General features: G+C 47.8%; 13 protein-coding genes and 1 pseudogene. 11 read left to right on the top strand and 3 right to left on the bottom strand.

The annotated features are described in order from the left end of the window. Positions 1–54: 54 nt before the first annotated feature. A pseudogene (locus AACQ38_RS23960) lies at positions 55–212 on the bottom strand (ISKra4 family transposase); the annotation flags it as partial. Positions 213–458: 246 nt separating this feature from the next. Between AACQ38_RS23960 and AACQ38_RS00305 the strand changes: the two are divergent. Beyond that, positions 459–2,009 carry a pyridoxal-dependent decarboxylase gene (locus AACQ38_RS00305; protein ID WP_165577136.1) on the top strand — a complete coding sequence of 517 codons (1,551 nt, stop codon included), beginning with the start codon at positions 459–461 and terminating at the stop codon, positions 2,007–2,009. 341 nt (positions 2,010–2,350) lie between these two features. On the opposite strand, the gene AACQ38_RS00300 is transcribed toward AACQ38_RS00305, so the two are convergent. Then, positions 2,351–2,965, bottom strand: a complete 615-nt coding sequence (locus AACQ38_RS00300) for a LysE family translocator (protein ID WP_165577135.1) — start codon at positions 2,963–2,965, stop codon at positions 2,351–2,353. Positions 2,966–3,226: 261 nt separating this feature from the next. Here AACQ38_RS00300 and AACQ38_RS00295 point away from each other — a divergent pair, with 261 nt between their 5' ends. Further along, positions 3,227–3,691, top strand: a complete 465-nt coding sequence (locus AACQ38_RS00295; RefSeq protein ID WP_011148265.1) for an Lrp/AsnC family transcriptional regulator — start codon at positions 3,227–3,229, stop codon at positions 3,689–3,691. A 215-nt stretch (positions 3,692–3,906) separates the two neighbouring features. Here the strand turns inward: AACQ38_RS00295 and AACQ38_RS00290 are convergent, their stop codons facing one another. Beyond that, entirely contained in the window at positions 3,907–4,128 is a 222-nt protein-coding gene (locus AACQ38_RS00290; protein WP_207631741.1) for a hypothetical protein, read from the bottom strand. A gap of 599 nt (positions 4,129–4,727) precedes the next feature. Between AACQ38_RS00290 and AACQ38_RS00285 the strand changes: the two genes are divergently transcribed. The 9 genes from AACQ38_RS00285 (at position 4,728) to mcf (ending at position 25,715) form a co-directional block, all read left to right on the top strand. Beyond that, positions 4,728–6,395, top strand: coding sequence for a hypothetical protein (locus AACQ38_RS00285; protein ID WP_165577133.1), 1,668 nt, complete (start codon positions 4,728–4,730; stop codon positions 6,393–6,395). Between the two features lie 984 nt (positions 6,396–7,379). Further along, positions 7,380–11,063 (top strand): hypothetical protein, encoded by a 3,684-nt coding sequence (locus AACQ38_RS00280; protein ID WP_165577132.1) that lies wholly within the window; start codon positions 7,380–7,382, stop codon positions 11,061–11,063. A 2-nt stretch (positions 11,064–11,065) separates the two neighbouring features. After that, the gene (locus AACQ38_RS00275; protein ID WP_278249212.1) at positions 11,066–11,194 is read left to right on the top strand and encodes a hypothetical protein; all 129 of its coding nucleotides are present in this window, start codon (positions 11,066–11,068) and stop codon (positions 11,192–11,194) included. After that, positions 11,142–11,435 (top strand): DUF6137 domain-containing protein, encoded by a 294-nt coding sequence (locus tag AACQ38_RS23955; protein WP_445260615.1) that lies wholly within the window; start codon positions 11,142–11,144, stop codon positions 11,433–11,435. The genes AACQ38_RS00275 and AACQ38_RS23955 overlap by 53 nt, the downstream gene beginning before the upstream one ends. Before the next feature lie 150 nt (positions 11,436–11,585). After that, on the top strand, positions 11,586–12,023 hold the full coding sequence (locus AACQ38_RS00270; RefSeq protein ID WP_058589552.1) for a hypothetical protein: 438 nt from the start codon (positions 11,586–11,588) through the stop codon (positions 12,021–12,023). An 8-nt stretch (positions 12,024–12,031) separates the two neighbouring features. Then, positions 12,032–13,885: an ABC transporter ATP-binding protein gene (locus AACQ38_RS00265; protein WP_165577131.1), complete on the top strand. Its 1,854-nt coding sequence runs from the start codon at positions 12,032–12,034 to the stop codon at positions 13,883–13,885. Beyond that, positions 13,878–14,603 (top strand): cupin-like domain-containing protein, encoded by a 726-nt coding sequence (locus AACQ38_RS00260; RefSeq protein ID WP_165577130.1) that lies wholly within the window; start codon positions 13,878–13,880, stop codon positions 14,601–14,603. The genes AACQ38_RS00265 and AACQ38_RS00260 overlap by 8 nt, the downstream gene beginning before the upstream one ends. Continuing rightward, complete coding sequence (locus AACQ38_RS00255) at positions 14,600–15,859, top strand: arginase family protein (protein ID WP_165577129.1); 1,260 nt, start codon at positions 14,600–14,602, stop codon at positions 15,857–15,859. Before AACQ38_RS00260 ends, AACQ38_RS00255 begins: the two co-directional genes overlap by 4 nt. 862 nt (positions 15,860–16,721) lie before the next feature. Continuing rightward, positions 16,722–25,715, top strand: a complete 8,994-nt coding sequence (gene mcf, locus AACQ38_RS00250; protein WP_165577128.1) for an insecticidal toxin MCF — start codon at positions 16,722–16,724, stop codon at positions 25,713–25,715. Positions 25,716–26,082 lie beyond the last annotated feature (367 nt).

The following is a 26,082-nucleotide window of genomic DNA, read 5'->3' as shown; positions in this document are numbered from 1 at the left end:
ATTAGTCGAATTTTTCTTTGATATCGACGATTTTTCTCGTGTTTTCATTCCACAATGGTTCTCTGTTTCTTCCCCTAATTTTACTCTTGGGTACCAGCGCCCAAATTGTGTTTCTAGCTCACCGTTTAATATGGCTGTTCGCGTTGCAATAAATAATGAACACCATATTGACTCCATTGCATTTGTTGCTTTTTATCCATTCGTTTAGTAATGAATTAATTGATTTTATTTATATATAATCTAACTCAAAATGGGTATTATCACTATGTCAGCCGTTGATAATGCTTGATGTTTACAATGTGTCAGGAAAAAAGAGATTGAAACACAGGGATGTTTATATAAATTATTTTTATTAATTCCACCTCAGCAACAAGCCAACAATTAAGGAGGCGCTCTCAAGATATAACCCATGCTTAACATACCGTTTGCCTTAATAGATCATTACATTGGAGCCAAATATGAATAATGAAACTTATGTGGCAATTAACGAATCTCTGTTTGAACTATCTGAACACGGATTAACAGATGCTGAACGAGGGCAGGCCCTGGCAGAGTTAGATTCGTATGTAAAGAAAACGCGAGAAAAATTTCTTGGCTATCAAGCCAACCAAGAACTCCACTATTCATCGGAATTTAGCAAGTACTTAGATGTTCAGTTAAATAATGTTGGCGACCCGTTTATGGCGGGCAATTTCAGACTTAACTCAAAGTTTGTTGAGCGTGCCGTACTGGATTATTTTGCTAAACTTTGGAACGCTCCTGGCAGAGATAGCACCACTCCGGGCGAGGCATACTGGGGCTATGTGTTGTCAATGGGAAGCACTGAGGGGAATTTATATGCACTGCGCAATGCGCGTGATTATCTAGCTGCAAAAGTTCTCTGGGTTGATTCGAATGCGAACAGCTCCCTTGAACAAGGGGAGTTCGTAGGTGGTAACGAGAACTCGCTTACACCCGTACTTTTTTATTCCGAAGATACACATTACTCAATTGATAAAGCAAAAGATATTTTGGCGCTCTCCACTTTCTCCAAACTAGGGGAGTCTCTTTATCCAGGGCAATGTCCCATCAAGACGAGTGATGGAAAATGGCCGACAAAGGTTCCGTCCCTCCCAACGGGATCTGTTGATATAGCTAAGCTTAGTGTATTGGTGGATTTTTTTGCATCACGTGGTTTCCCTATAGTGGTAAACTTCAACTATGGAACCTCTTTTAAAGGTGCGCTTGATGATGTAAGTGGCGCGATTGATCTGCTACTACCGATACTTGAGCGGCACGGCCTCAAAGAGCGGACTCTTGAAATTACCTTGGAAAATGGCAAAGTTATTAAAAGCCTTCGGAATGGCTATTGGTTCCACATTGACGGTGCTTTGGGGGCTGCGTATGGTCCGTTTTTAGAGAAAGCGAGAGAGCAGGGAATAGATATTGGTGAGGGACATCTTCCTTCATTTGATTTCAGAAACCCAGTTCATTCTATCGTGACCAGCGGACACAAGGAAATGGGTGCTCCGTGGCCTACCGGCATTTATTTAACAAAACAAAAATATCTCCTGAATTTCCTAACTGTAGATTATATAGGCGCTCAGGATTCCACATTAGCGGGCTCGCGAAATGGTTTTTCGGCCTTGATTCTTTGGCACTACCTGACTAAATACTCCCATAAAGACCAGATTGAAAAAATCGTACATCAACTCCAGATGAGTGAGAGCGCTTATCAGAAACTACAGGCATTGAATGCGGAACTTGGTCGTGATCTTTACGTCCATCGCTCGCCACTCTCTCTCAGTATCCTGTTCCTTTGTCCTAACAACGACATTGTTGAAGAGTTCTCTCTCTCTACTGAGACAAAAAATGGGATTGAGTATGCACATCTTTTCGTTATGGAACATGTGACGGATGAGATGCTTAACTTGCTCATAGATGCATTACGCCAGCCGGGTGCCTTTGACAGAACAGGAGCTCTAAATAATCTGTCGCAACTGGTCAACCCGGGAACTGGATTCCGATAACTTTATACGGGGTTCAAACCTAATTAATTCACTCCAAATAGTGAATTACCAGAAGGAAACTCAGTCCGAATTGTGCAACAAAATTTTACCAATCGGACTGAGTTTTTATTAGTGGTGCAGAGCACTACAAGGGCTTCTCCGCTGACACAAGTTCTACATCATCGGTGTTTTCCAAAATGCTTCGCTGCTTGGCAGGTGCAAGTGAGAAGGTGAAGGACTGAGGTACTACAACCGGTCATCTTAGGGGTTGAAGTCCAACGGAACGAATGTGGCGATTTTTTCGCTGCACTGTTTCATACTCTTCAATTGTGTGATTGTGATATCAGACATTTGTTACATTCTCAGATGAACTGCTCTGCCAATAAGAGTACCGCGATGATAATCATCACAGCGCCGGATACCCGGCTGACAATGTGCGCGGCCTGTGCGCGGGTTTTTAGGATTGCTCGGGAACCGTATCCGACTATCAGATAAATTACGCCACAACTTAAAATGTGAAGCAGACCCAGTGCCATAATTTGTACCGGGATCGGCCAGGCGGCTGTTGGATTGGTGAACTGCGGCAACAGTGCCAGAAATAGCAGGAAGACTTTTGGGTTCAGGCTACTGACCCAGAGTCCCTTTATCGCCCATTGGGACCTGGAACCTACCTCCCGCTCATTGCTTGCTGTAGGTACGGAAGGATGACGGATCATGTTGATGCCAAGCCACAGCAGGTAACCCGCTCCGGCTACTGTTAACACTGTCAGAGCTATTGGCGTACCAGCAACAATCGCTCCTACACCAGCTGCCACAACAATTGTCGCAATGAGGTGCCCGCACAGTAATCCCGTGACCGCGGGAAGTACTGCGCGACCGTGCATACCCGCAGAGATGGTGTAAGCCCAATCTGCACCTGGAGTGATGATAAACAGAACGGATACAATCCAGAATGCAGCAAACAGACTTAACTCCATAGTTTTACCCCCCAATCAGATTGCAGGGTTACAGCTTCTCTAGTCACAAATTTTAGCGTCTTCCAGTCTGAAAGATTCCTGCAACATGAGGATATACACATATTTTTTCCACCTTATTATTCTCACTACCGGATTACCATTTTGATGAAAAATATAAGTACATCCGGGCTGTTTACGTCAGTGGAAAGAATATCCTTCTATCGTTAAAATGTGTTTCCAACTTTGATTGTTTTGATGCAGATAAAAGAGAGATCCTTCCAAATGGATAAGATTGATCGCAAGATTCTTGCTGAGCTACAGGCGGACGGTCGTCTTTCCGTGACCGACCTTGCTGAACGGGTAGGTCTCAGCCTTTCACCATGTCATCGCCGGGTACGATCACTGGAACAAGCGGGGATTATCAGAGGCTATCGTGCCCATCTTGATCCCAGCAGCCTTGGTTTTAACTTTTCCGCGATTGTGTTCGTAACCTTGCGTGAAGGGGACAGGTTGGCAATCAGGTCATTTGAAGACGCCGTTACGGAAATACCGCAGATTATCTTGGCGCAAAGGCTTTTCGGTGATCCTGACTATCTCATGCACGTCGTTACGCATGATCTGCCAGCTTTTCAGAAGCTCTATGACGAACGGTTGTCTAGTATGCCCGGTGTTCAGCGCCTAATATCTACACTCGTCATGAAAACCGTTATCCAAGATCGCCCTCTTCCGTTGGCATACGGCATTTAATTAAAGGATGAAGAGAATAACTTGATGAGGCACTCTTCTATTTGGATTACAAGGTAAGCTGAGCTTACCTTGTAAAATTTCTTTAAAACAATTAAGGAATTAAATCAACTACAGCATATCCAGAACGTTTCGGTTTATTCTTTTGCATGACCCGGACAAAACATTGCATCCGCTGGTTTTGTTCTATGGGGCTCTGATACGTTGCTGTATATACCCTATTGATTTAAAGATGCATCACGGTGGCAAGGGAGTGAATCCCCGGGAGCATAGCAAAGACGGGTATAAACTGAGAAATCACCTTCTTCTTTGTAGCTTACATCCGTTATGCTCCCTTTCTTCGGATAAATCTCCCATAAATTACCTTCAAAATCTTCACTTTTTGTTGTAAAGGTGACTTTTTTCTGTGGAGTAATATTTAAAGCGTATGAAGGCGTCACTTTAAACTCAGCTATCGTATTTTGACTAGCCAAGCAGACAACGGCTCGCGTTTCTTCTCCTGACGGCAAACTGGCAATAATACTGACAAAATGGTAACCACCCTCGAACTTCTTCGGCGGAGTATATAATCCGCTGTCGCTGACTGTTTTTGATAATACATTAATTTATTATATTTAAAGATGTGAACTATTAGATTATGGTTAAGATTTATTGATAGTGATATAGTAGTTAATAGTTAGGTTGTTGGAATGGGTTTTCTATTTTTATAGTATATTAAGGTAGTGTTAATGTTAATATTTAATCGTTAATTGAATTTGTCGGAAGTGTTGAGTAAATCATCCGGGGGATTAAACTAAAGAGGGTTTATTTTTATCGCCTAATATTTATATTGTTGGGTGTTTTTCAGGTGGGCTATTAATTTTCTATGAATGATTTATTCATAAAATAATGTTGTATGGAGTAATGACTTAGATTTTCTGTATCTGGGATTGTTAATTTATTGATAATTAGTGGCATGGGTAGTCTCTATTTAAATTGACTGGCCACTATTTTTACTATGTTAAAACTATATTTGTTATTTAAATAGATGGAGGATGTAATGAGTAACGCAAATGATATAATTAACTCTTTAAGAATGCGTAGTGTTGCGTTGGGTTGGGATGCCGTTGTTGCTTATGATCGAAATAAAGTTAATCAATTATTGCTTCAGCAATATATAGAAAAGAGAGCTGCGGGGGTACAATATCCTCCCATAAGTTTTGAAAATGAGAAGTATGGAATAAAACTCCAGGATGTCGTTTTAGGTGTGCCACTCATTTCATTTGAGGATTCCAAAATTACGGCCAGTCAGGCCACAGCAACTATGAAATTTATTTCTGGTTCGATTGTCTATACAAACTCTAATGGTCAAGTTATTAAATGGGAAAAGATCAGTCCAGCGAATAATTATGCTATCAAGCTTAATGTAAATCTGGAATATGGTAATGGGGTTGTTGAGAATATCGGTAATGGGGTCTCTGAGAATAGTGGTAAGGTTGTCATCAAATTTGAGAAAGGTACTTTACTGGATATAGAAGGATTAAATGATGCTCCAGCAGAGATTGTGCAGTATTTTAGGCAATATATTCAGTCTAATCCTAATGAATATATTCTAGGTGTATTAAAGCCTAATAATGGTAAAAATAGACTTTATCCTAAAAAATTTATTGTTCGCACACAACCAGCCCCTAGCGGAACATTACGAGATTCTAAAAACTATGGTGATGGAGCTGTACTGCTTTTTATTGCCACTAATTATAATGCAGGTGGGGGTAACCTGCCAGGAGATAACTATCCTTACATTATTCCAGAAGGAAAATCGGCAGCTCTCATTATTGGGAACGCAACCCTATTCGGTAATATATTTGCTGAACATTTTAAAAAATATATTGATGATGCTGCTTTTACAACCATCAATTCAGGGCAGAATAGTCCTGTAACTTTGCAGTTTACTGGAGGATATACACCGACAAATGAAATTATAGATGGTTCTGTAACTTTTTTAGACTCAACGACTAGATATAAGAGCTGTGATGAGAAAGGAGAGGTGCAGGTTGCTCACCTGCCATTTAATAAATTTACTATAGCTGCTGATGTTGAAGATAATGAAAGTAAGCATGTTGTTTTACAATTCCCTGAGAACCATACTTATAATCATCGATTCTCAGCATCTTGGAGTTATTACGGCCCGGCAGGGTGGATACATCAAGATTATTTAAATGATTACACTTTTAGCTGTGATGGGAAATGCAAGGCTGAAGTTTCTCTGAAGGAAAATAATATTATTTCATTTTCAACGGTTGGCAAGATAACCGTTAAATGTATTAAGTCAGAACATAGTAGATTAAGTCTTATTGAAAGTAATGGAACAGAGAAGATGGCAAATCAGCTCACAGATAAAATTAATAAGACTGGTTTTTTCGAATTACCTGATATCAATACATTTTATATTCAGCATATTCTGTTTCCGAACTCGGAAGTTTTGGAATTTGATCAGATTGCTGTTCCTGGAGATTTGGTCTTATTCGGCGATATTAGCCCTACCTTGACAGGTCTGAAAGTTGAACCCGCAGAGATACTTCTGTCTGCCAATAAAACCCAACAATTTACTGTGACCCCAGCTAAGAATGTTAAATGGTCAATCAGCCCTGTAGATCTGGGTAGTATCAGTGCTTCAGGACTTTATACAGCCCCTTCAGTGGCCTCTATTGGTGAGTCGAAACCGTGAAAGTGACAGCATCAAACAGCGATGGCTCAATCTCTTCAACATTCATTATTCTATTTTCGATCTAAAAAAAGTTATTCCTCTTTATATTACAAATAAAGGTACTATCAACACTCAACAAATTGCAGTAAAAGGAAAATTAACAAATCCACCAGCAAGGTATAAGGAATATTCTACGGGTGTTAATGGTACGCCCGGTATGGAAAGTTGTTGTTAGTGTATTGGGATCTATTGACTATTCATCAATTATTCAAACTAGTTAGCTACGAATTTATTTTACCTCAGGTAAGAGGTGAGGCTTTAGGATAGAAATCTGTCAACGATAGTTTGAATGTAAAGGTGACTAATATATATGGGAATAGTGGGATTATTAAGTGAACTTGGGATGATGAAGAGCATTATTATATTCCCATGATTAGCTAATTGTAGTTTAGTAGGTGGCAAGAATAGTCTTGCCACTCTATTTAAAATAGAGACGATTCGAAAAAATACAAGGTGGAACCTGTGTTTAATGAATTCAATACTCAATCGTCAAATTTTAATAATTCTATACCCGTTATCTTTCAAGTTGCCTCTTTGTTGGCTACACTCTCTCACCTTGGTCACATCGTTATCTATGCTCCCGGGGATTCGCTCCCTTGCCGTCGCGATTCATCTTGGAATCCATAGGGTATAGGCAATTCTTTAAGAACGTTTGAACAACCTATAATTGAAGTAAAACCGGAGGTAGAAACTAAGATTACACACAAGCACGTGTGACCAGTTTTTTATATAAACGACATCGATACTATGACAAGGAAAAATTAACAGTTGTTTTTTCCCATATATTGACTATCGAGCTGGTAATATTTGTGTTATTAGGGGCTTAATTAGCGATGTTGTTAGTGTTGGCATAAATCAAGCGATGGGAAGAAAATCGCGACTCGCCCTTGTCAACGTGAAAACTCATTTGGGATTCTGGCTCTATAAGGTAAGAAAATAAAACGTATGACTGCAAAATTTGAACGATTACAACAGCTCGCCCGGCACGTCGATTTTTCGGCTCTTATTCCCCCTTTGTTGGCATTTCCTGCCGATAAAGCGTTTGCCATCACCGCGGTTTCTCCACATGCTGATGCTGAGCTGTTACGCACCATCTACAGCAAATATATTACGGAGCATCACGATTGGGTAAAACAAGTAGAGGAAGTATGTGGTCCACCTCCCTGGATTGTTCGTAGTGCAGGTCTGGAAGATGGTGATATTTTCGTCAATGCGGGTGGCTATGCGAGTGTCATTTGCCATCGTACAGCAGATTTTGCCGACACTGTTGCTGAGGTTACTTTCAGTGGTTTTGAACCTCAAGCTATCGCACAACAACGGTTAATCAATCCTGATTATCAGCCACAGCCAGTCACTTGTTTTGTTCAGCGGTTGATTCAAGGCACTCCACCTCAAGTGGAACTTTTACAGGCACCCTATCTGACAGCTGATGTATGTCATAGTTTGTACAAAATTATCAGGCAGTTACATCAGCACTTTTCTGAAATTGCGTTGGATACTGAGTGGGTATTGGAAACAGATCATGGATTGGTATCGGCCACCGGACTGACCTTAGCCGGTTCTAATGGCGTTCGGGGAGAAATGGCGTTTGGTTTTGGCTTTGCGGCGGCGCAATCGCCCGGTTCAAGGGTAAACTCGGTCGCCTATCATTGGCCAACATTAGCCGCTCCCTTGTGGTATGGCACACAATTACGTCAAGTGAACGTAGATAAACTTTGGTTAGTACAGGTGCGTCCTGCTCCTGGTTACACGCTTGAACGTCGTGTTCAACGGTTAACCGCCGAAGTACGCACCGAGCTGGCGCATTGTATGCGAGCAGTACCGGTGGCAGCGCTATTACCCCCTTCTTTTCCCTCTTTAGGTAGCTTCCTTTCTGCATCGACATTGAACGATGCTTGGTCTCGTTACCTGCGTCTTCCCCTGTCTGTGCAAACGGCTCTTACCGCTGTCTTCGTTGAATCTGGGGTGGGTAGTGAACATGCTGGTATCATGTTCCGACAACAAAATTTGCCGGTTTTTCTTACCCAACTAACGGATATACCCGCTGTTCCTTGGGTAGTCATTGATAGTATGGGGGAATTGGCCTACTTTAGTGCACAAAAGCCACTTATCGAATTGAAAACGGAAACAGCCGAATCGGTTAATTTGCCTATCTCAGTACAATGTGTGTTTGACGACAGTGAATCCTTGCGAATAACGGAGCTTACATCTCAACGTGTTACCGATATTCTGCAAAATGCGTTGATTGGCTTACCTGTGTTAACGGAAAAGACCTACACCACACTTAAACGACGCACGGTTTTCCCAACAGACACTTGGCTACAAAATGGTAATGCTATCCGAAGCCCCAGTTTAACAGGTTGGCTCCTCGCACAGGCAGGAGAGAGAGCTATTGAGTTTTTCCCCTCTGATTGGCCGACAACTGATGCAACGGCAGATTATCTCTGTGCTCTTACCGCTAAAAGCAATCCGCAATCTGTGTTACCGCGCTTATGCAAAGCTATCCCAACGCTTGCAGGCAGGCTCACCCGATTCAATGATCTGTGCTTAATTATGCAGTTAATTAAAACTGAAGCATGGATTGAAAAATTGCCGTCTATCCAATTAACGTCATTGGTCGATGCTGCGATAACTGCACCGTATAGCGATGCACGCTTGTTGTTAGAATGTATACTCCATGTACTTGCAGATACAGAAATTCTGTCCATTTACGAGGATACTGAACGGTTAAATATTGTATATACTCTGGTCAATGTAGCAGAATCTACGCTTTCTCCGGCCTCTCTATTAGAGATAATACATCACGGCCAACTAGCACCGACTGCACTCGCTAGTTTGGTGTGTGCCCCAAAAGCATGTGCTGCCTATCTGGCGTTTTTAACTCCTTTGAGATGTTTTAAGGCTGCCGCTGCATTAGCTGGAGCCAGCGAAGTTGCTGATTTACTGCAAGCCACCGCTAGCCTAATGGAGACTCTACATAAAGCAAACTTACCGACATTGCAGGGCCTTTGTCGCATTGACTTGGTGGATACTTATGATCAAGTGCTTAAAGCGGTATTAATCGATGTGGTCGATCGGCGTGATCCCAGTACACATCAGCGTTACTTGGATTTGCTAAGTGGTTGGATTGCATTTGCCCAACTGTCGACTCTTTCTGCCACGGAGGCGGCGGCATTACGTTCTTTCCTAAGGTGGATAGAGCATGTTCGTTATCAACCCATGCCAGACAATTTTTTGCTTGAGTTAAAAGAAGACATGGTGGAATGTTTGGGCGACGACTTCTTGCGCTGGCAAGTTTTAATACCCATTGCTGGCAATATGATGCCTGATCAACTGCCTATGGAAAATGCTCATCAACTACATAATCTTTTACATCAGTGGATGTTGGCTCACTTTCGAGCTCACTCCGGTTCTGAACTGCCTGCTCCCCTACGCAAACTGATAAATATCGCAGATGGCTTTGGTGATGCACGCTCTTGCCTGCTGAGGTTAACACGGAACATTCTAGAGATTTCACTCCCCTTTGTAGTACATAAGGCCAGCTTCCTCTTTAATGAGAAGGAATTGATCGTTGAATTTGCCGAACTACCGAACGCTCCGGAAGAGGACATTGGCCGTTTACATGTATTCGAAGCGTTGGCATTGCGTATTGTCGAATGGAAACCCATATGGCGAGTATCACCGAATCGAGTCTGCCAGTTAGGAACTTGGACGCTTTTCTTGCGCATGCAGCGTACTGATGGTGCCCGTTGGCAAGCTGAGGATCTCCATCAATTGGTGCTCTGGTTACGAGTGCTGTTCGATACAGCTTACGACTTCTCGTATGTTCCTAACGATGAAGTTTCACATGTATATGAAATGGTTGGTCATTCTCCTTGGCGTGACCTGTTTCGTGCTTATGCCGCTTACCGAGCAGCGGTTGATTTTTCTATTCAACGTATCACAGTCTATTCATTGCCCTTTGCCACAACTCTAGCAGCACTCTGTCTGAACCAGTTTGTACGTGATGAGGTAATTGGAGCTTGCATTGCCGGTTTTGAAGGTGCCTGGAAAGCTTTTCATTGTATGGCTGAAGAATTGGAGAAAACAGAAGCTGACCAAAATCAATGGCATGTCCTTCACACCACAGCAGGGCAATTGGGATTGCTGCTTTCAGCGATGTGGCCGGAGCAGACACTGTTGAGGATGGTACAAGAGCCGCTATCACCTGTTGCCGCTGAGCGAATAGGTGTAAGTCTGTTGCATCGTCGTGACTTGACTGCCACATTGCAACAGCTAATTGAAGAGCCAGAAAATGCAGCTTTGCGCGATTTGGTATTACACCATGTACCTGAAATCGCTGTGAATGCAAGCTCTGCCGCCACGATTGCAGATGAAGTTGCAGGCTGGCAAAGTAAATTTAAGCGCTGCAAGGAATACCTACTCGCTTATCATGCTAATTTACTCTCTGACAGCCAATGCCAGCAATGCGTCAAACAGCTTGGGTTGGTGCCTTATGGCATAACTGAGGAAATTGAAACCTATATTCAACGTGCTCTGATTCACACCGCAGCAGAGGAGAAAGGTCGTTTTAAACTGGATGAAGTTGACCCTATTGCTATTATTCGTGCCATAGGCACGGAGGCTTGAGTATGACTTTTCAACCTGATGTCAATATCAGCCAGCCTATCATGCAGAAAGATTTTGGGAGAAATCATGTCAATATCAGTGAATTACATTCGGCAATTAATTATCAAAGTCGCCTGCGATACGACAGGTGATAGTGTAGAAGAATTAATCGGGCGCGGGCGGCTGGAGATCCCTCCACGCGATGCAATTGAATTTATGGTACGCCTGGAAGCACTGTTCGACTGTACCTTGGGGTGTTTGCGATACGAGCCTTTGTCAATAGAGATCGATGAATTTTCGGCAATTGTGAACAATGCCCTTAACGCGCGCGTATCTACTGCATCAACATTTTGTTGCTCGTCAACAAGCAGAGGAGCTGCGTCAGTGAGATGAAGCACTGGCAGAATTTGCTGAATACTATGAACAACTGGTCCAGATCAAGCGTTATAAGCCCGGCATGATGTATGAGATACAGAGTCTGAAGGCTGAAAAATTTATGAGAATTACTGCATGAGCTTGTAAATAGATTTTGCCGCGGAAGGTTTGCGTTTATTTGCACCGGATGATAAGTCGTTTGCGGCAGTGGCTGAACAACCTATCTCTTTGCAGGAACTGGTTCAGCTCAGGCGTTTGGCAGTACGTAGCAATGGCTTCATCATAACGCCACCCGAGTTGAGTACGGTAGTGGTTGCTCCAGTGAATGAAGCAGAGTTGCGTCTCAGCACTTTGCGTATTCATCCATGTTGCCCTTTGCTGTGCATGAATCTCGGCAGCCAGCAGGCACTATTGATTAGGCGTAGAGTGATATGGGGGCGTCCTAATGAGCTCTTCGCAACCTTGTGTGAACTGTTGAATTCTGGTGAGCGAGTACCCTATGAGGTACTGGAGCGCAGTGTTGCTGGAAAGATTAGTCCCGCGGCTGTGGCTGAACTCGTCAGAATGATAGTTCGTTTGGGTGGCCTATTAATTGAGCCCTTATGAGGACCCTAATGCAATCCATTTTTCAATCGGTCTGGCGGCATAGCATTGCTCGCTTGGCCTCTTTAGATATTGCCAAGCCAAAGGCGATTCCGCTTGAACAGTCAGGTAACAGTATATATCAGTACATTCGTGCAGCAATCTTGGCTTGTGCCCCGGTAAGTACCATTATCATGATTGTCGCTACCGTGCTGGGTACTGTATGTAATGTTGGCCAATCTTATGTGCTGGGTGGGTTGACTGCGCTAGCCTTGCAAGGTCAGCAGGAACAAGTGTTGATGATGCTTGCCATTATTATCTCACTTTGGGGGGCGGCACCTCTGTTACAAGCTCTTCACAGCTTGGCCTTGTTGTACTCCAGTCAAAATCTGCGTATTGGTGTGGCAGACCATCTTACCACTCGACTGATGCATGCTAAGCCGATGGGTCTAGCGGAGAACTCTGTCGGCAATCTTGTCGAACGTGTTGAGTTAGCTTCTAATAGCCTGGAAGACGTTGTGGGTTTGGTGGCGCAGACAGTGGTCAAGTTACTCTCTGTGGCGCTTCTCACTACATTGGTGTTGGCCAGCGTATCAGCACCTATGGCAATGGCCGCTGGGATATGGATGATAACGGCATTATTACTTTCTAGTTATTTAGCCTATACCGGTATGAATATTGTTGAGGACGCCAGCGATGCTCATGCCAAAGTGATCTCAGATCTGGCGGAGATAGTGACTAACGTACCTTTGATCAGGAGCTTTGTTGCTTATCGCTCGGAGCGACACAGTTTCAGTCAGGCATTGCGACAAGATCTTTACGCCTGTCGGCAGGTACGTAGCTACTGGGTATTTGTGTTGCTGATTGAAAGTACCTACAAATGGTTATTTGGAATGGCTATCTTGCTCTATATTGGTCTGCAATATGGGCAAGGTCAACTGACACTGCCCCAGCTAATCACGACCTGTTCCCTTATCATTTCGCTATCCTGGCACTTTGAGTCCGTTGCATTTCATTTTGTTGATATTTTTGACTCTTTGGGGGTGCTGCGGTCCAGTTTACGAGAATTATCCTCAATTCCGGTGGACATTGAATCAAACGAGTCTTCACCAATATTACCGGTACCCGGACAAATTGTGTTATCCAACGTGTGTAGCAGTTATGGTGCAACATCTGTACTTCGTGATGTTAGCCTGCGTATCGAACCGGGTACCAAAGTAGGCATTGTGGGACCTTCGGGATCAGGGAAGTCTACTCTGTTAGCTGTGCTGCGTGGTGATATGGTACCGGATTCCGGTACAGTGGAACTGCATGGATTGCCTTTAGCCAAGTTTTCGATGAGCAGTTTGCATCGAGTGTCGAGTGAAGCTTTGCAATCTGCTTTGATGTTCAACCGTTCTGTACGGGAAAACGTAACCTATGGTTCTGCTGTCAGTAGCGCTGAAGAAGTCTCTCATGCGCTGACAATGGCGCAAGCTATGATGTTGGTGGAAGGGTTGCCTCAGGGGCTGGATACTTTGGTCGGAGAGCGTGGAGCATCAATTTCCACCGGTGAACGGCAGCGTCTGAGTGTTGCGCGCGCTTTGCTTAAGAAATCTCCATTACTTATTTTTGATGAAGCAACATCCTCGGTAGATACAATTTCCGAAACTCGTATCCTCAATTATTTGCTCGATAAAATGCCAGAACGTACGGTGATAGTTGTAACCCACCGTGTTGCGACATTGAGTCGCTTTGATCTGATTGTGGTCATGGAACAAGGGCAGATTGTTGATATAGGAACACCGAGTGAATTGGAGGCACGCAATGGCCTTTTTCAGCGTTTACTGCATCGTGAAGACCAATCTGTGCCGGAACTAATATCAATGGATCCTAAGAATGAGTGAAATGATATTGATGTCACCTATTTTGCTAAAAGGAGTCACTTTGGACTGGTCTGCTCACCGGCGCTGGAGTTGGGAATTCTTTGCAGGGATGCAGGAACAGAAGCTAGCACTGAGTAATGCAAATGGCGAGTTCGAGGTTGAAGTTCCTGTGTGTGAATATATTCAGGCTTTGAAAAGCGGTGAAGGGCGATTGGCTAACTTGTATGCTTCCGGGTGGCGATTCTTTGAGCATAACCCAGATATGTTGCAGGACTTTAATGAGCCTATACCTGCTATTGGTGATCTGTTACAAGGCATTCCGGAGAAGTTGTTCAAGCCTCTTCTATGGATATTCATCGGTGCTGATTGTTCGGGCACAGCTCTCCATTACGATGTATTGGAAACTCATGCTTGGCTGGCCGTGATTGAGGGCAAGAAACGATTAGCCTTACATGCGCCAGTTTGCTGGGACCATGAGTATGAGCAACAGAGAACTCAAGCCTTAAAAGTGCTCGAAACACGTTGCAATCAAGGAGAGTGGTGCTACCTGGAGGTCAACAAAGGTGATTTGTTATACATTCCTGCAACTTGGTGGCATGAGGTGGTGAATGAAGGGCCGACGATTAGCTTGACTAGGAACTTTGTATCGCCAGAGATTGCTCGCACAGTAACCAGTTGTGCACGAACCTTAGAGTTTCATCAATTACTTCCTTGGTTGGAAGGAGGGATGACCTCATGAAGGATCGCGTAAACCTTAGATACCGTGTTCACCCTGGCCTGCGCTACGATCCTGTTGAACCTGGGCGTATAGAGATCAGTATTCCCCTAGGCACTAAGCGACTGCGTGTGTCCAATAAAATAAGATCATTATTGGAACAAATAAAGTCAGAGGCTGTTCTGGTCGGAACAATTATAGTCCAGCGTCTGGGGACTTCTGTGTTTGAGGCTATGGTGAAGTACCATTTTCTGTTTCCGGAAGATGCGAGTACCGCCTTGGAAGGCGGACTTTGTATACCTGTTTCGGAACCGGCGGGACAGTCAATTAGCGTCTTTGATCTTGATGAACTCCAGGCCGATGATGCCGTGTTATTACATGCTCCTATCTTGACGACAACTGGAGGAGAGATATTGGTTGCAGGTGGTGGTCAACACGTGCGTTCCCAGTTGGTACAGTGCTTGAGACATCCTCTGGGTACAGCGGGAAAGGGTGTTTTACTGGACCTTGATTTCGGTACTCGGTTGGAGCCAGAACGTCTGTGTCTGTTCGATCTCGGTGATATCGTATACCGCCCTAGTATGGATAGTGCTACCGATGTTGGTGAACGGCTTACCTATGTGTGCCGTAATATTGTGGAGTGGGATGCATGTCCAATAATCCTAGGGGGAGATCATGCCCAAGCTTTCTACAGCATAAGTGCTTTAAGCGAGCGTTATCCACGTCTGGGGGTGTTGCAGTTTGACGCTCATCCTGATTTGTATGCTATGGGGACTCCCTGCGATTTGCAGCTTAGCCATGCTAATGTCATGCACTGGGTTCGTCGTATGCCCCATGTTGCATCAATTTGGCAGATTGGTATTCGGGATTATTTTTGTCAACCTACTGAAAACCTCCAGTTAGAAGTGGATCCTAAGTTCCATATGCTCTCGGCTTTTGAAGCAGAGACCGTGGGCTACGAGCGCCTATTCAGGAATATGGATCGTTCTTTACCTTGGTTCATTAGTTTTGACGTCGATGTGCTGTTTGGTACGGAAGTACCGCAGACAGCAACCCCTGTACTGGGTGGCCTGAATTACTATCCTCTGTTGGCTTGTTTTGAGCGGCTGTTAAGCGAGTTCCGTATTGTTGGTATGGAGTTTGTCGAGATTGGTGATGCTTCGCAAGGTGCCCACGGGGCAGCCGCAGTGGCTGCTCGGTTGCTTAGTCGCTATCTCTTCCATTTGAGTAAGGCGATGGTGGCCGACCATTGTATCTATTCACCTTTTCATCAAAGGTGATCGTTGGCGCTTTTGTTTTTGTCACGAAGAAACATAGGCGCAGGATTTTTAGCATGTGTATCTCCTTAGTTTTTGGGTCTTATATTGAAGCGTGAGTTGATTCTGTATATCGATGTTGAGCTGGAAAGAGGAGAATATTAATCAGACAATATTGATTGTCCTTGTTGCCTGAATTTGCTCTTTCTATATAAATTCCTTAATTGCAGATAGGAATTTTTTTGAGGTTATGCAAATGGTACCTCTGACGGTTTTTGATAAATAAGGAGGTATGTTACTTAAACACAGGTATCTAATCGATCAATCGTAAGACATTATATTAATTTGGGTCGCTTGACAGTTGCAGTAGAACTTTTAAATATCGCGCTCTAACGCAAAAATCAGATACAACAATTCACTAATAAATAACCTTCCTAAAATTCATTATCATTTATTCAACGTCTTATAAAAAACGCAACAATATAATTGAAAAATATTTTCATATGTAACTAATTCATATTTTTGATAATTTTAATTTAAATATACAAAAAATTAATTATATTTCAATGTCATCACTCATGTGATCAGCAATATAAACGAAAAATAAAGGGGATAATTATGACTACAACTACAGAGCAAATAAATGTTGACTATCTAATATTCACGAATATAAATAACAATGATATGTAACTATCACTTAAATAAAGTAATGCAAAATGACATCTGCCTTCGATTCGACCGTATGTGCGGGAATCCCTGCGGTAACTGAATACGTTCGTACCTAAAGTTATGGTCTTTAGGTCGGGAAGAATGTCAAATCTGTATCGACAAACAGCTTTTCGCAGCGCGAAGGGTTTCGCTTAAAAACAGGCAAAGGAGCATTGCAATGGTTTCTATATCCAAAGACTTCACGAACCTGCTCAATACCCTGATAGATGGACAGATTGAGGCAGCAAGTCGTCAGACCGAATGGTTTAACATGAGGTCTGATGAGCGTGCCGATTACATCAGGCAGGTAGACGAGCGGTTACAGGAAATGCAGCAGAGTACGCTGAGTGTGCTGGCTGCCCAGCATTTTCAGATGCAGGACAGCCCCGTTTCTGTCGGCGACCAGTTGCAGACATTGCAGCAAAGACGGCAGCAGATGAACGATGTGCCCGGCACACCTGCGATCAACGCTTACAAGCAGCAACTGGACCGCGACATCCTGTTATACAGCCGACAGCAGATGGCCATAACGCACTTTGACGGCACTTGGCGTAAAGCTTTGACCATGCTCAATCCCGGCGGCTCTAAGACCTTGAATACGACGACTCTGAGAGAGAACGCGGCAGGCAAGCAGGTTAAGCTGGATATCAAGATCAAACGTCTGGAACAGCAACTGACTATGCAGGTGGCTGCCTCCACGTTGTTCGGCCCAAAATACGTGATGCTGTTTTCCGAATTACAGGCCTACAAGGGGGTCAATGCTCGCTACAACGCCTTACTAAAAGCATCCTCTACGGAAGAGGCCGCAGCTCTCGGCGGGCTGACCACGGTGCCTCCGGCCTCCGATGATCTGCCGGTAAATATTTCGTTGCTGATGATGGAGGAGCGTCCTGGCTACATCCGCATGAACGTCGCACTAGTTAATGCCAGCACCGATGGCCGCTTCAAAGATTTCTTCCTAGAGAACGGCAGATTAGTTGTGTCGGCGGACAAGGTATTCAACTTCTCCTTCGGTACCGCAGCCCGCTCCCTAGCCTGGCAACAACAATACCGGCTCAAGAGTGAGCCACCATCCTTTCGCTCGCCGACCTATGCGCCAATTCGCTCGGTGCTGGTCAAAACCGGATTCGTCGAGAAGTACTTCGCCAACTACCTAGTTTCGGAAAGCACCTTGCGTGAAGGCTTCAAGGCGCAGTTGCTGGGTAACGGTCGCAAAATGCTGCTGACCAGCGTTGACCGTAAGGTGCCGAACCAGGTCGGGATTCAGGTATCCGGCCAGGTTTCGAATACCACCATCACCCGTGAGGTACCATTGGCAAGCGCCTTGAGTGACCTGATCAACCAGAATGCTGATATCGCTAGCTTCCAGACTATCGGCCTGGAGGGGTTTCGACAGAACGGTTACCACCCGGACCGTGACGGGCTTTTCGTTAATATCCATGAGCTGGAACGTTCAGTCGGTTTTGCCAGTCGTCAGTACTTGTTGGAAATGCCCCAGGGCAACGGTTACCTATCCGCGACGCCCTTTGGGGTGATGAACGTTGACGACAACAAGGTCAGCAGCAGCCACTTGAGCAAGGCGCAGACCGACACACTGTATCAATACAACGCCGCATTTTTCGAGAAGCTGGAACAACTGCGTGACGGTGGTACGAAGGCCAGTCGTCTGTTCAAAGGCAGCGAAGATCGCAAGGCGTTCGAGCAGCAGCTGGTGCGTTTGCTCGAACGTAACCACATCACCCCCGCAGGGGTGTTGGCACCGGAGTACTTCCGTAACAACATGCGCGATATCAAGGGTAATAACCTAAACAAAGCACTGTGGGAACAGGCGTTCGCCGCTTCGGTCTGGCGAAGCAGCGATAATGACCCGCTGCTGTTCGGGCTGGCGACGAGACTGGTGAAGAACCCGGCTGTGGTTAAGGTCTTGCAAAATGGCTATGTGCAAAGTGACATTGCCCAGGCTAGGGGGCTATTGGCACCGTTGTACGAACAATGGCGCATTCGGGCCATCGAAGTGGAAATCCAGCGGGTTGCCAGCGCCAATGCGGCACAGCATCCAAGCAATCCGAAAGTACAGGTTTTCGATCAGGCTGCGGTTGATCGATCGCTGGACGACAAACTGCTCACTCTGTTACTGACTGGTTCCCAGGGACTTGAGAGCGCCGATGCGCAACTGCGTCCGGCGGTTGAGGCGGTGCTGTTGAGCAATGAGGGCAGGAGCTTACGCAAACAGGTCTTGTTCCATGCTTTGCGTCCAGTAGCCGATAGCTTTTCCAAGGCCGCGGTCCCGGTCAATCCTCACGCTGCGCTGGGTGACGGCAAGGTCATGATTAATAACCGGCTGAATCAGCCCGATCCGTATCTGATCCTCAATACCAGCTCTGAGGAGCAGACGTATCACGAGGATTCGTACCTGATCAAGGACGATAAATACCGCAGCTACAACCAGTTCCGTCCGGACCCGAAGAATGACGCTACACGCTACATGAATGACCTGGACACCCCGTTCGTGGGGGGAATTTCCGGGACCACCCAGACCGTCAGTAATGCCTTACCGGAATTATTCGGTGGCGCGTTGAGCGTCAAGCAATATTGGCAATTCCAGATGGCCAATGCGGCCTTCATGATCCGTAACGGCTATCACTCGTTCTTCGAAACCCTCTATGTCGCTGCGCGTTACGAACCAGAGGGTGCGGACAGTATCGGCAAGGACATGTTGCAGATGTTCGACAAGTACCGCGCCGAAGGCAGCAAGAGAGAGTTATGGGGTGAACTGTATGACGGAGTGATGGCGCGGGTCTTACCGATCATTAATCAGGGCTTGCCAGCGGCTGACGAATTCCATCCACCGCGTTTTACCTACATGGGTCCAAAACCGGCGCTGCTGGGGCAGGCGGTGAAGGATCTCGAACTCAAGGCCGGGCTGGTGTCTGTAGGTGATGGATTTGAGCCCCGACAAGGCAGTGCTGACATCCATCAGTTTGCCACTGATCCTGCACTGTTCGCCAAAACCCACACCATCAGTGCTGAGGTGCTGGTCAGGTCGGGGCACCTCCCGGCAAAGGGGAGTGCCCAGTTGGTGAAGGTCAGGTCAGGCTTATACGAGATCGAGTACACTAAACAAAATGCTAATAGCATATCTTCAAGTAGCGTGTCGGCGTACTTCCTCGGCTACAATGGCCTGAACCAGGCCAATGCGGTACCCGCTTATGTGGACATTCCTAAGCATGTGGCCGCAGGGAGCTTTCTGTTCACCGGGACACTATCGGGCGGCTCGCTAGTGGTGACCAGCCTCGATGACAATACCTACCGGGTCTACCACGATGGCCGGTTCAACAGCTCGCTGCTGTATGACAACGTGGTGATGGCGGTCGACTACAAAGATTACCAGATATCCGATACCGCTGGGGGTTTTGCCGCAGCGTACATGCAGTACGTCAATGGTGAGTGGCAACTGGTGTTCCAGCGACAGGAATATCAACGAGATGGACAGATGGTTTGGCCGAAACTGCGCGGTGATGTGGAGCCGCTCTCAATCCAAATCGCCGGCAGTCAGGTGGTGGAGCGTAACCAAGCCGAATTCGCCACTTACCGCGAGCAGGTTCACCAACAACTGAAGACGGTGGCGACGCAGTTTGGGGTGTCGGTCGAAGGAGTTACCGATGGCATCTACACCGAGGGGGAGTTTTCTCCTGAGCATCCGGCGATTGCCGCATGGACCCGGTTGCGTGAAGCGGTTCAGGCCAAGGTCAAAGCCAACATGGACCCGGTGGCAGATAAACTCTACCAGCTCCAGCAAGCACGACGTACCTCAAGTGATACGGCCTTGATCGACCAGCAGATCAAGCAACTCAATCTTACACAGGACTACTACAGGGCGCAGTATGATCCAATATTGCGTGAAGCCAGTTCTGTCGAAAAGACCTGGCTCTGGCAGCAGATCAAGGCCAAAGATGGCAGCGTTGCGGTGGTACAGATTGATGATACGGCCATTCAAGGCGAGGAGCGTACCAGCAGCGTGGGAGAACGTTACGCGGCCTCCGAGGTCTATCAGCGCGGGGCACAGGGTACCGGGTTCAATGATGGTTTGCGTAACTTCCGTGAGATCAAGCTCCCCGGGGTGGATGACAAAATGTCGGTCTTGGAGATGAAGCGACGGTTTCTTGAGGGAAAACTCACCTACGAGCAACGGGAAGCCTTGAGCGCTCGCATCGCCGAAATCAGCCAAGCCGAGTACATTGACAAGGTACTGCGACAGACCGCAATGTTCAGTGAGGACTTCCATGATGCCGGCAGTGTCTTCAACCGCTTAGTACCACAGGACTTTTATCTGTCGCTGGTCGGTGACCGAACCGGTGGCCGTTGCTACCCTTTGGTCAGGACCATGGCTGTGGCATTGGCGGGTGGTGGGGAGGCCGGCATCAACAGCTTAGTACAAAAGCTGTTCTTCGCTTCCGCCGACCCGCAGGCGGGCAGCTCCACGCTGCTCAAGAACAGCCTGATCAGTCTGCACTACAATGTCGAAGCCGTTCAGGCTTCCACGGAGCTGGGCCAGTTCAATTTGTCCGAGGTGGTGTCGCGACTGGCCGCAACAACCGGCACTTCGATGTTTGCACTCAATACCCAGAATCACTCGATGATGGTAGGGAGCACTGTTACGGCCGAAGGCCGTCGCTACTACTTCTATGACCCGAATGTTGGGATCTTTGCTTTCGACAACACCAAGAGTCTGTCCAGAGCTATGGAGCAGCACTTGGTAGTGCGCGGGCTGGCCGCGCACTATGGCTCGTTCGGCAGCAAGTCAGTGCCGGCCTTCAACTTGATTGAGATCGATACCCGCAAGATGGCAGAGGTACCTGTAGGCAATGGCCTGAACGTGGCCGACCTGACCCGGTTCGAGGAATTGGCTAGTGTTATCGGGCAACGGCGGCAGGTCGAACAGGTGGTGAGTGTACAAGAGTGGGTCATGGAAGACTTGCGACTGAGCCCTGCACTGAAGACCTTTGATGCCGAGCAATGGGGTGCACGGTTCGAAGTCGCCAGTGCCCGGCTGGCGCAAGAGCACCAACTGGACAGCCGCTGGCTACCGATTATCGCTACGACGGAAGACCAGGGGGAAGGTCGCTACCGGGTCCAGTTCATTAACCGTGACCAACCCGAGCAGACCCGTTGGTTGATCACCAGCGATAGCACCTTTGTCGAATTCCGGCGCTTCATTGATGAGCACATGGCTGTACTGAACGAGCACTTTACCCTAGAGCATGGCCGGATGCGGCTCCGCGGTGGAGTTGGCGAGGCTGCTCCGGTGGATGGGTTGAACGCTGGGTTTGCGGTTCAGACGCTGATCCAGTGGTTTGCCGACAAGAACCGCCACGATGCGGCAAGCGGAGTGATTTCGCCTGATCTGGCCACCGCGCTCAAGGTCCATAGCTACCTCAACTTGGTCCAGATGGCTCACGGTGGCGTACAGGATATAGCTAAGGTTACCGCGTTGGTGCGTACGGCGCTGCGCGGTGAAGTGGTGGCCGCCGAAACCTCGTTAAAGGACTTTGCTTCGAATCTGGGCCACACTGTCAATGAAGGTGCCGGTGTGTTGTTTGGAGGAGCTATGGTCGGTTTGGATGCTTATGAACTGGCCCACGCTGAGAACGATGTGCAGAAGGCGGTGTTCGGTACCCAGTTAGCGTTCGACTCGGCGAGCTTCGTCACTGGCGCAGCCGGGGTGGGGGCTGGGTTGGTCGGTGCTTCAACGGTCGGGGCGGTACTCGGTGGGGCCAGCGTAATCCTTGGTGGGCTCGCGGTGGGCTTTACGGCACTGGCTCAAGCCTTTGGTGCGGTCGCTGAGGATGCCAAGGCGGTAGGCCGTTACTTTGATACGGTCGACAAGGCGTACAAAGGCAACGGCTATCGTTATGACAACAAGAACAAGGTGCTGGTGCCTCTTGCCGGGGCGGTGATCAAGAGCCTTGACTTGCGCAAGCACCAGATCAGCTTCGACAGCCAGTACATCTACCGCACCCATTCGGGTTCTACCGGTTCGGGGGAAATCAATTACTTCTTCTGGGTCGGTGACTTTCCGCGAATGGTCCATGACCGTGGTCAGGCGATTGAAGTGCGTAGCGGTATTGGTTACAAGGATATCTCCCGGCCTCTTGAACACAGCGACAGCAATGTCGTGATCCTGCCGGGTACACCTAAGTCCTACATCAGCTACGAATACATGTTACTTCCCGGTGCTACCACACGCCATGATGCTGGCTTCGACGTGATCCGCAGGCTTGAGGAAGACAAACGATTCGACTACGACTTCTATATCTTTCCGGGTGAGGAGACAATCCGCAGGATTCATCATGAGTACGTCGACACCCCAATCGAGGTGGTGCTCGATCAGCGCAACCGGCAGCTGGTGGTGCCCGAGCTACCCAAAGAGCTGCACAGCTTTTTACGCTACGAGATCAAGGGAGCGGGTGGCGAGTACCTGATTGGCCTTAACGAAGGCACCCAAGTTAAGCTCACGAGCGATAGCGCCAGTGCATTGTCGCGCTGGATCATTGATAGCAGTCAACTCGCCAGTGACAGCATCAGCGTGTCGAAGAACCAACTGGTGGTTGGCGGGGTGGTAGTCGAACTTGACCCGACCCAGAACGGGCAGGTATTGGTGGTCAACGGCAAGGGCGAGGTACGAGAAGTTGACTTTGCCGGCCTGACAACTCAGGTGGTAAGCGAAGATGCGGGCAAGTGGCAGGTGCCCGGCCAGCAAATCGAGCAGCACCTGAGTGATCTGGCCAAAGCGCATCAGTTGCACGGGCAGTACGTAGTGGTGGAGAACTACAGCCACAACGGACGAGATGTTGGTCGAGCGTTCTATGATGTGGGCAAGGAGCGGATGTTGTTCACCAACACCACCCACGAGCAGACCAGACATGCCCAACTGGGTGCGGTGATGGGTGACCATGCCTATTTCTACGACGCCGACAATGCGGCAGCGTGGCGGGTAGACATCGCCACCGGACAGGTCGACGCGCAATTTGAGCCTTGGTTTAATCAAAATGCGGGCCAGATCAGTCGGCTATGGCAGGAGGGAGATGCGGTCTACCTGGCACGCCGTTATCGACTAAAAGAGAAGGAGGCTGAATTAGAGAAGGAAGCTGAACTGTGCTATAGGATCCTCAATGATCGAATGGAGTTGGTCAGTGCGGTGGGTGATGATGCGCTGATCCAGCTTTTAGCACGTACCAGCCAGCATAGTGATGTGCTTAAGGCTATACTCCAGGGCTACGAGAGCAAAAGTATACAGCGTGAGACGCCGATGTATACGTTGGGCACACGGCTGCTCCAGCCGACCAGTGCGGCGCTGGTCACGGTGTTCGGCGTGGATGCGGCTGGCGTGGCGCACCGTTACTGGATACGTACCGGCGATGGGACGCTAATCAAGCCGAATCTGGCACCACCGGCAGATCAGACCCCGCACTTTAAAGAGAACGAACAAACCCGCAGTGCCTGGCCGATCCCGGCCGACTTGGTGTTAGCGGGGAGCATGCCGCAGCCCGGCGGTAAAGAGGTGTTTTTCTTCTACAGTAAAGAGCAAAAGGTTCTGTTCCGACAGGAAGGTCCCGGGCAGGCTGTTCTCGACGCTAGCCATCCCACTGCATTGCGCATCAGTACTCCAGCGTTAGCCAACTTGGTCAACCTGAACGGTAGCCTGCTTGCCATCACCGAGGATGGGCGTGTGGCTCGGCTCGATGCACTGGGGCAGCTTAACTACGAAGCGGTTAATGAGCATTGGCTCAAGGGACGTACCCACTGGTGGCAGGACCTGGCTAGCGTCGCCGACGGCAGAGCTACTTTGGCGGTGTTCGGAATCAAGGGTACCGACGGCAAGAGCCTGCTGCCAGTGTGGTACCACAAGGGTCAGGTAATAGTGGCCTCGGCTCCTCTGCAAGACAAACGTTTGCAGTTCTTGGGTTTTGAAGTGGATGGCTCCGGTGCGCGGCTGTTCGAACCCGCCAGCGGCAAGTTGTATCGTCAGCCGCCTATGACTGCCGATGCGCTGGCTGCCGCGTTTGGTACCGACGAGGTGCTTGAAGTCTCGTCACAGCTTCCCGCCGCCGGTGAGCTGGCGTCTGGACTGCACCTCAAGGCGGTGGAGCAAGTCGATGTCGGGCTACGACTGACCACCGTCAAAGGTGAGATCCTATTGCAAACCAATGACGGCAAATTGCAGCTAGTTGCCGTCGACAAAGGCTGGCAGCAGGACAACTTCGCTCGTCTGCCACAGGCACTTGCTGAGGTTGCTGATAAGTGGCGAACCAAAGGTGTGCTGACCTTGCAAGGCGATGACACACAAGGTTGGTTCGATGTCGGCAGTGGTCAAGTGTTCTTCTACGGTAGCATCCAGGCTAAAGACAATCTGCGTTTCATCGGAATTGCTGCCGGGAAGAAGGGCGCGTATGTGTACAGCCCAACGGACCAGGCACTGTACCGGGTCAAGGATGATAGTGTGCAGAAGCTGAATCATTACACTAGTGTCGAGCGTATTGGTTCGTCGCTGTTGATTCGGGGCGGGGGTACGGGTGGTCGCCGGGACGACTTGACCCCACCGCTGATCACCGGTGTCGACAGTGTGGTGTTGCATGGCGGTGCTGATAACGATACCTACCGCCTCAGCCAAGAGATGTGGTCGCATTACCGCACGGTTATCATTGACAACGATGACCCGGGCCAGGCTCTGGACCGCTTGATCATGCCGATGGTTGATGCGGAAAAAATCCTCGTTAGTCGCCATGAGGATAACTTGATGCTGACTGACTCGGCCAATGGCACGACCTTGGTGGTGCGTAAGGTGTTCGGTAGCCAGGCGGTGACGCACCAGCATTTGCAAATCGAACTGGAAGGTTCTTCGTCGGTGATGGGAGTGGACCATCTGGTCAAGAACTTTATCCAGAAGAGTTACATTAATGGGGAGCTGGTAGAACTGTCTTGGGCCAGTAGACAGCCCGTCATCGAGCCTCATGTGATTCATTCCGTTGCCGCAGTCCCGGACACGGGAGGGCCGAGCCTAGCGAAGCTGAGCGGGGCTATGGCTTCGTTCCCTGATATCGGCGGTGCCCGCGAGCACCTGCCGCAAAACCGTCAGTCCGCGCCGGCGGCGCTGGTGCCACCGCTGTCTTGAGTTAGCCGGAGAAACTACAGGAGGGGCGCAAAGCCCTTCCTGTCTCCGGGCTCTGGTCGAATCATTCCTCTTGTAGTAGAAGCAGATCATGATCAAATCCACCAAAGGCTTACGGTCAAGTTATTGCAAGGTGGTGAATACATTCCTGATGTTTTCGGGTGTGAACAATCGGCCTGCTTAAGTGATCCTCCGGCAGGTATTGGCATTGCGTGGATATGTGTTGCATCAGGTCGGGCTGAAAGGTGTTACAAACGTGTTACTTGGAATAGTAAGATTGCGCATTTGCTGGAGTGTGAATTGATGTTGAGCTACAGAGAGAAGAATGTTAATAGGATAAAACAGAATATTCTCGCTGCTGGCTGAACCT

The sequence above is a fragment of the Photorhabdus sp. RW14-46 genome (assembly GCF_963887965.1).
In the GTDB taxonomy this organism is placed as follows: domain Bacteria; phylum Pseudomonadota; class Gammaproteobacteria; order Enterobacterales; family Enterobacteriaceae; genus Photorhabdus; species Photorhabdus laumondii.
Note: the sequence above shows the minus strand (reverse complement) of the source record. Positions and strands in the feature narration are given on the sequence as shown.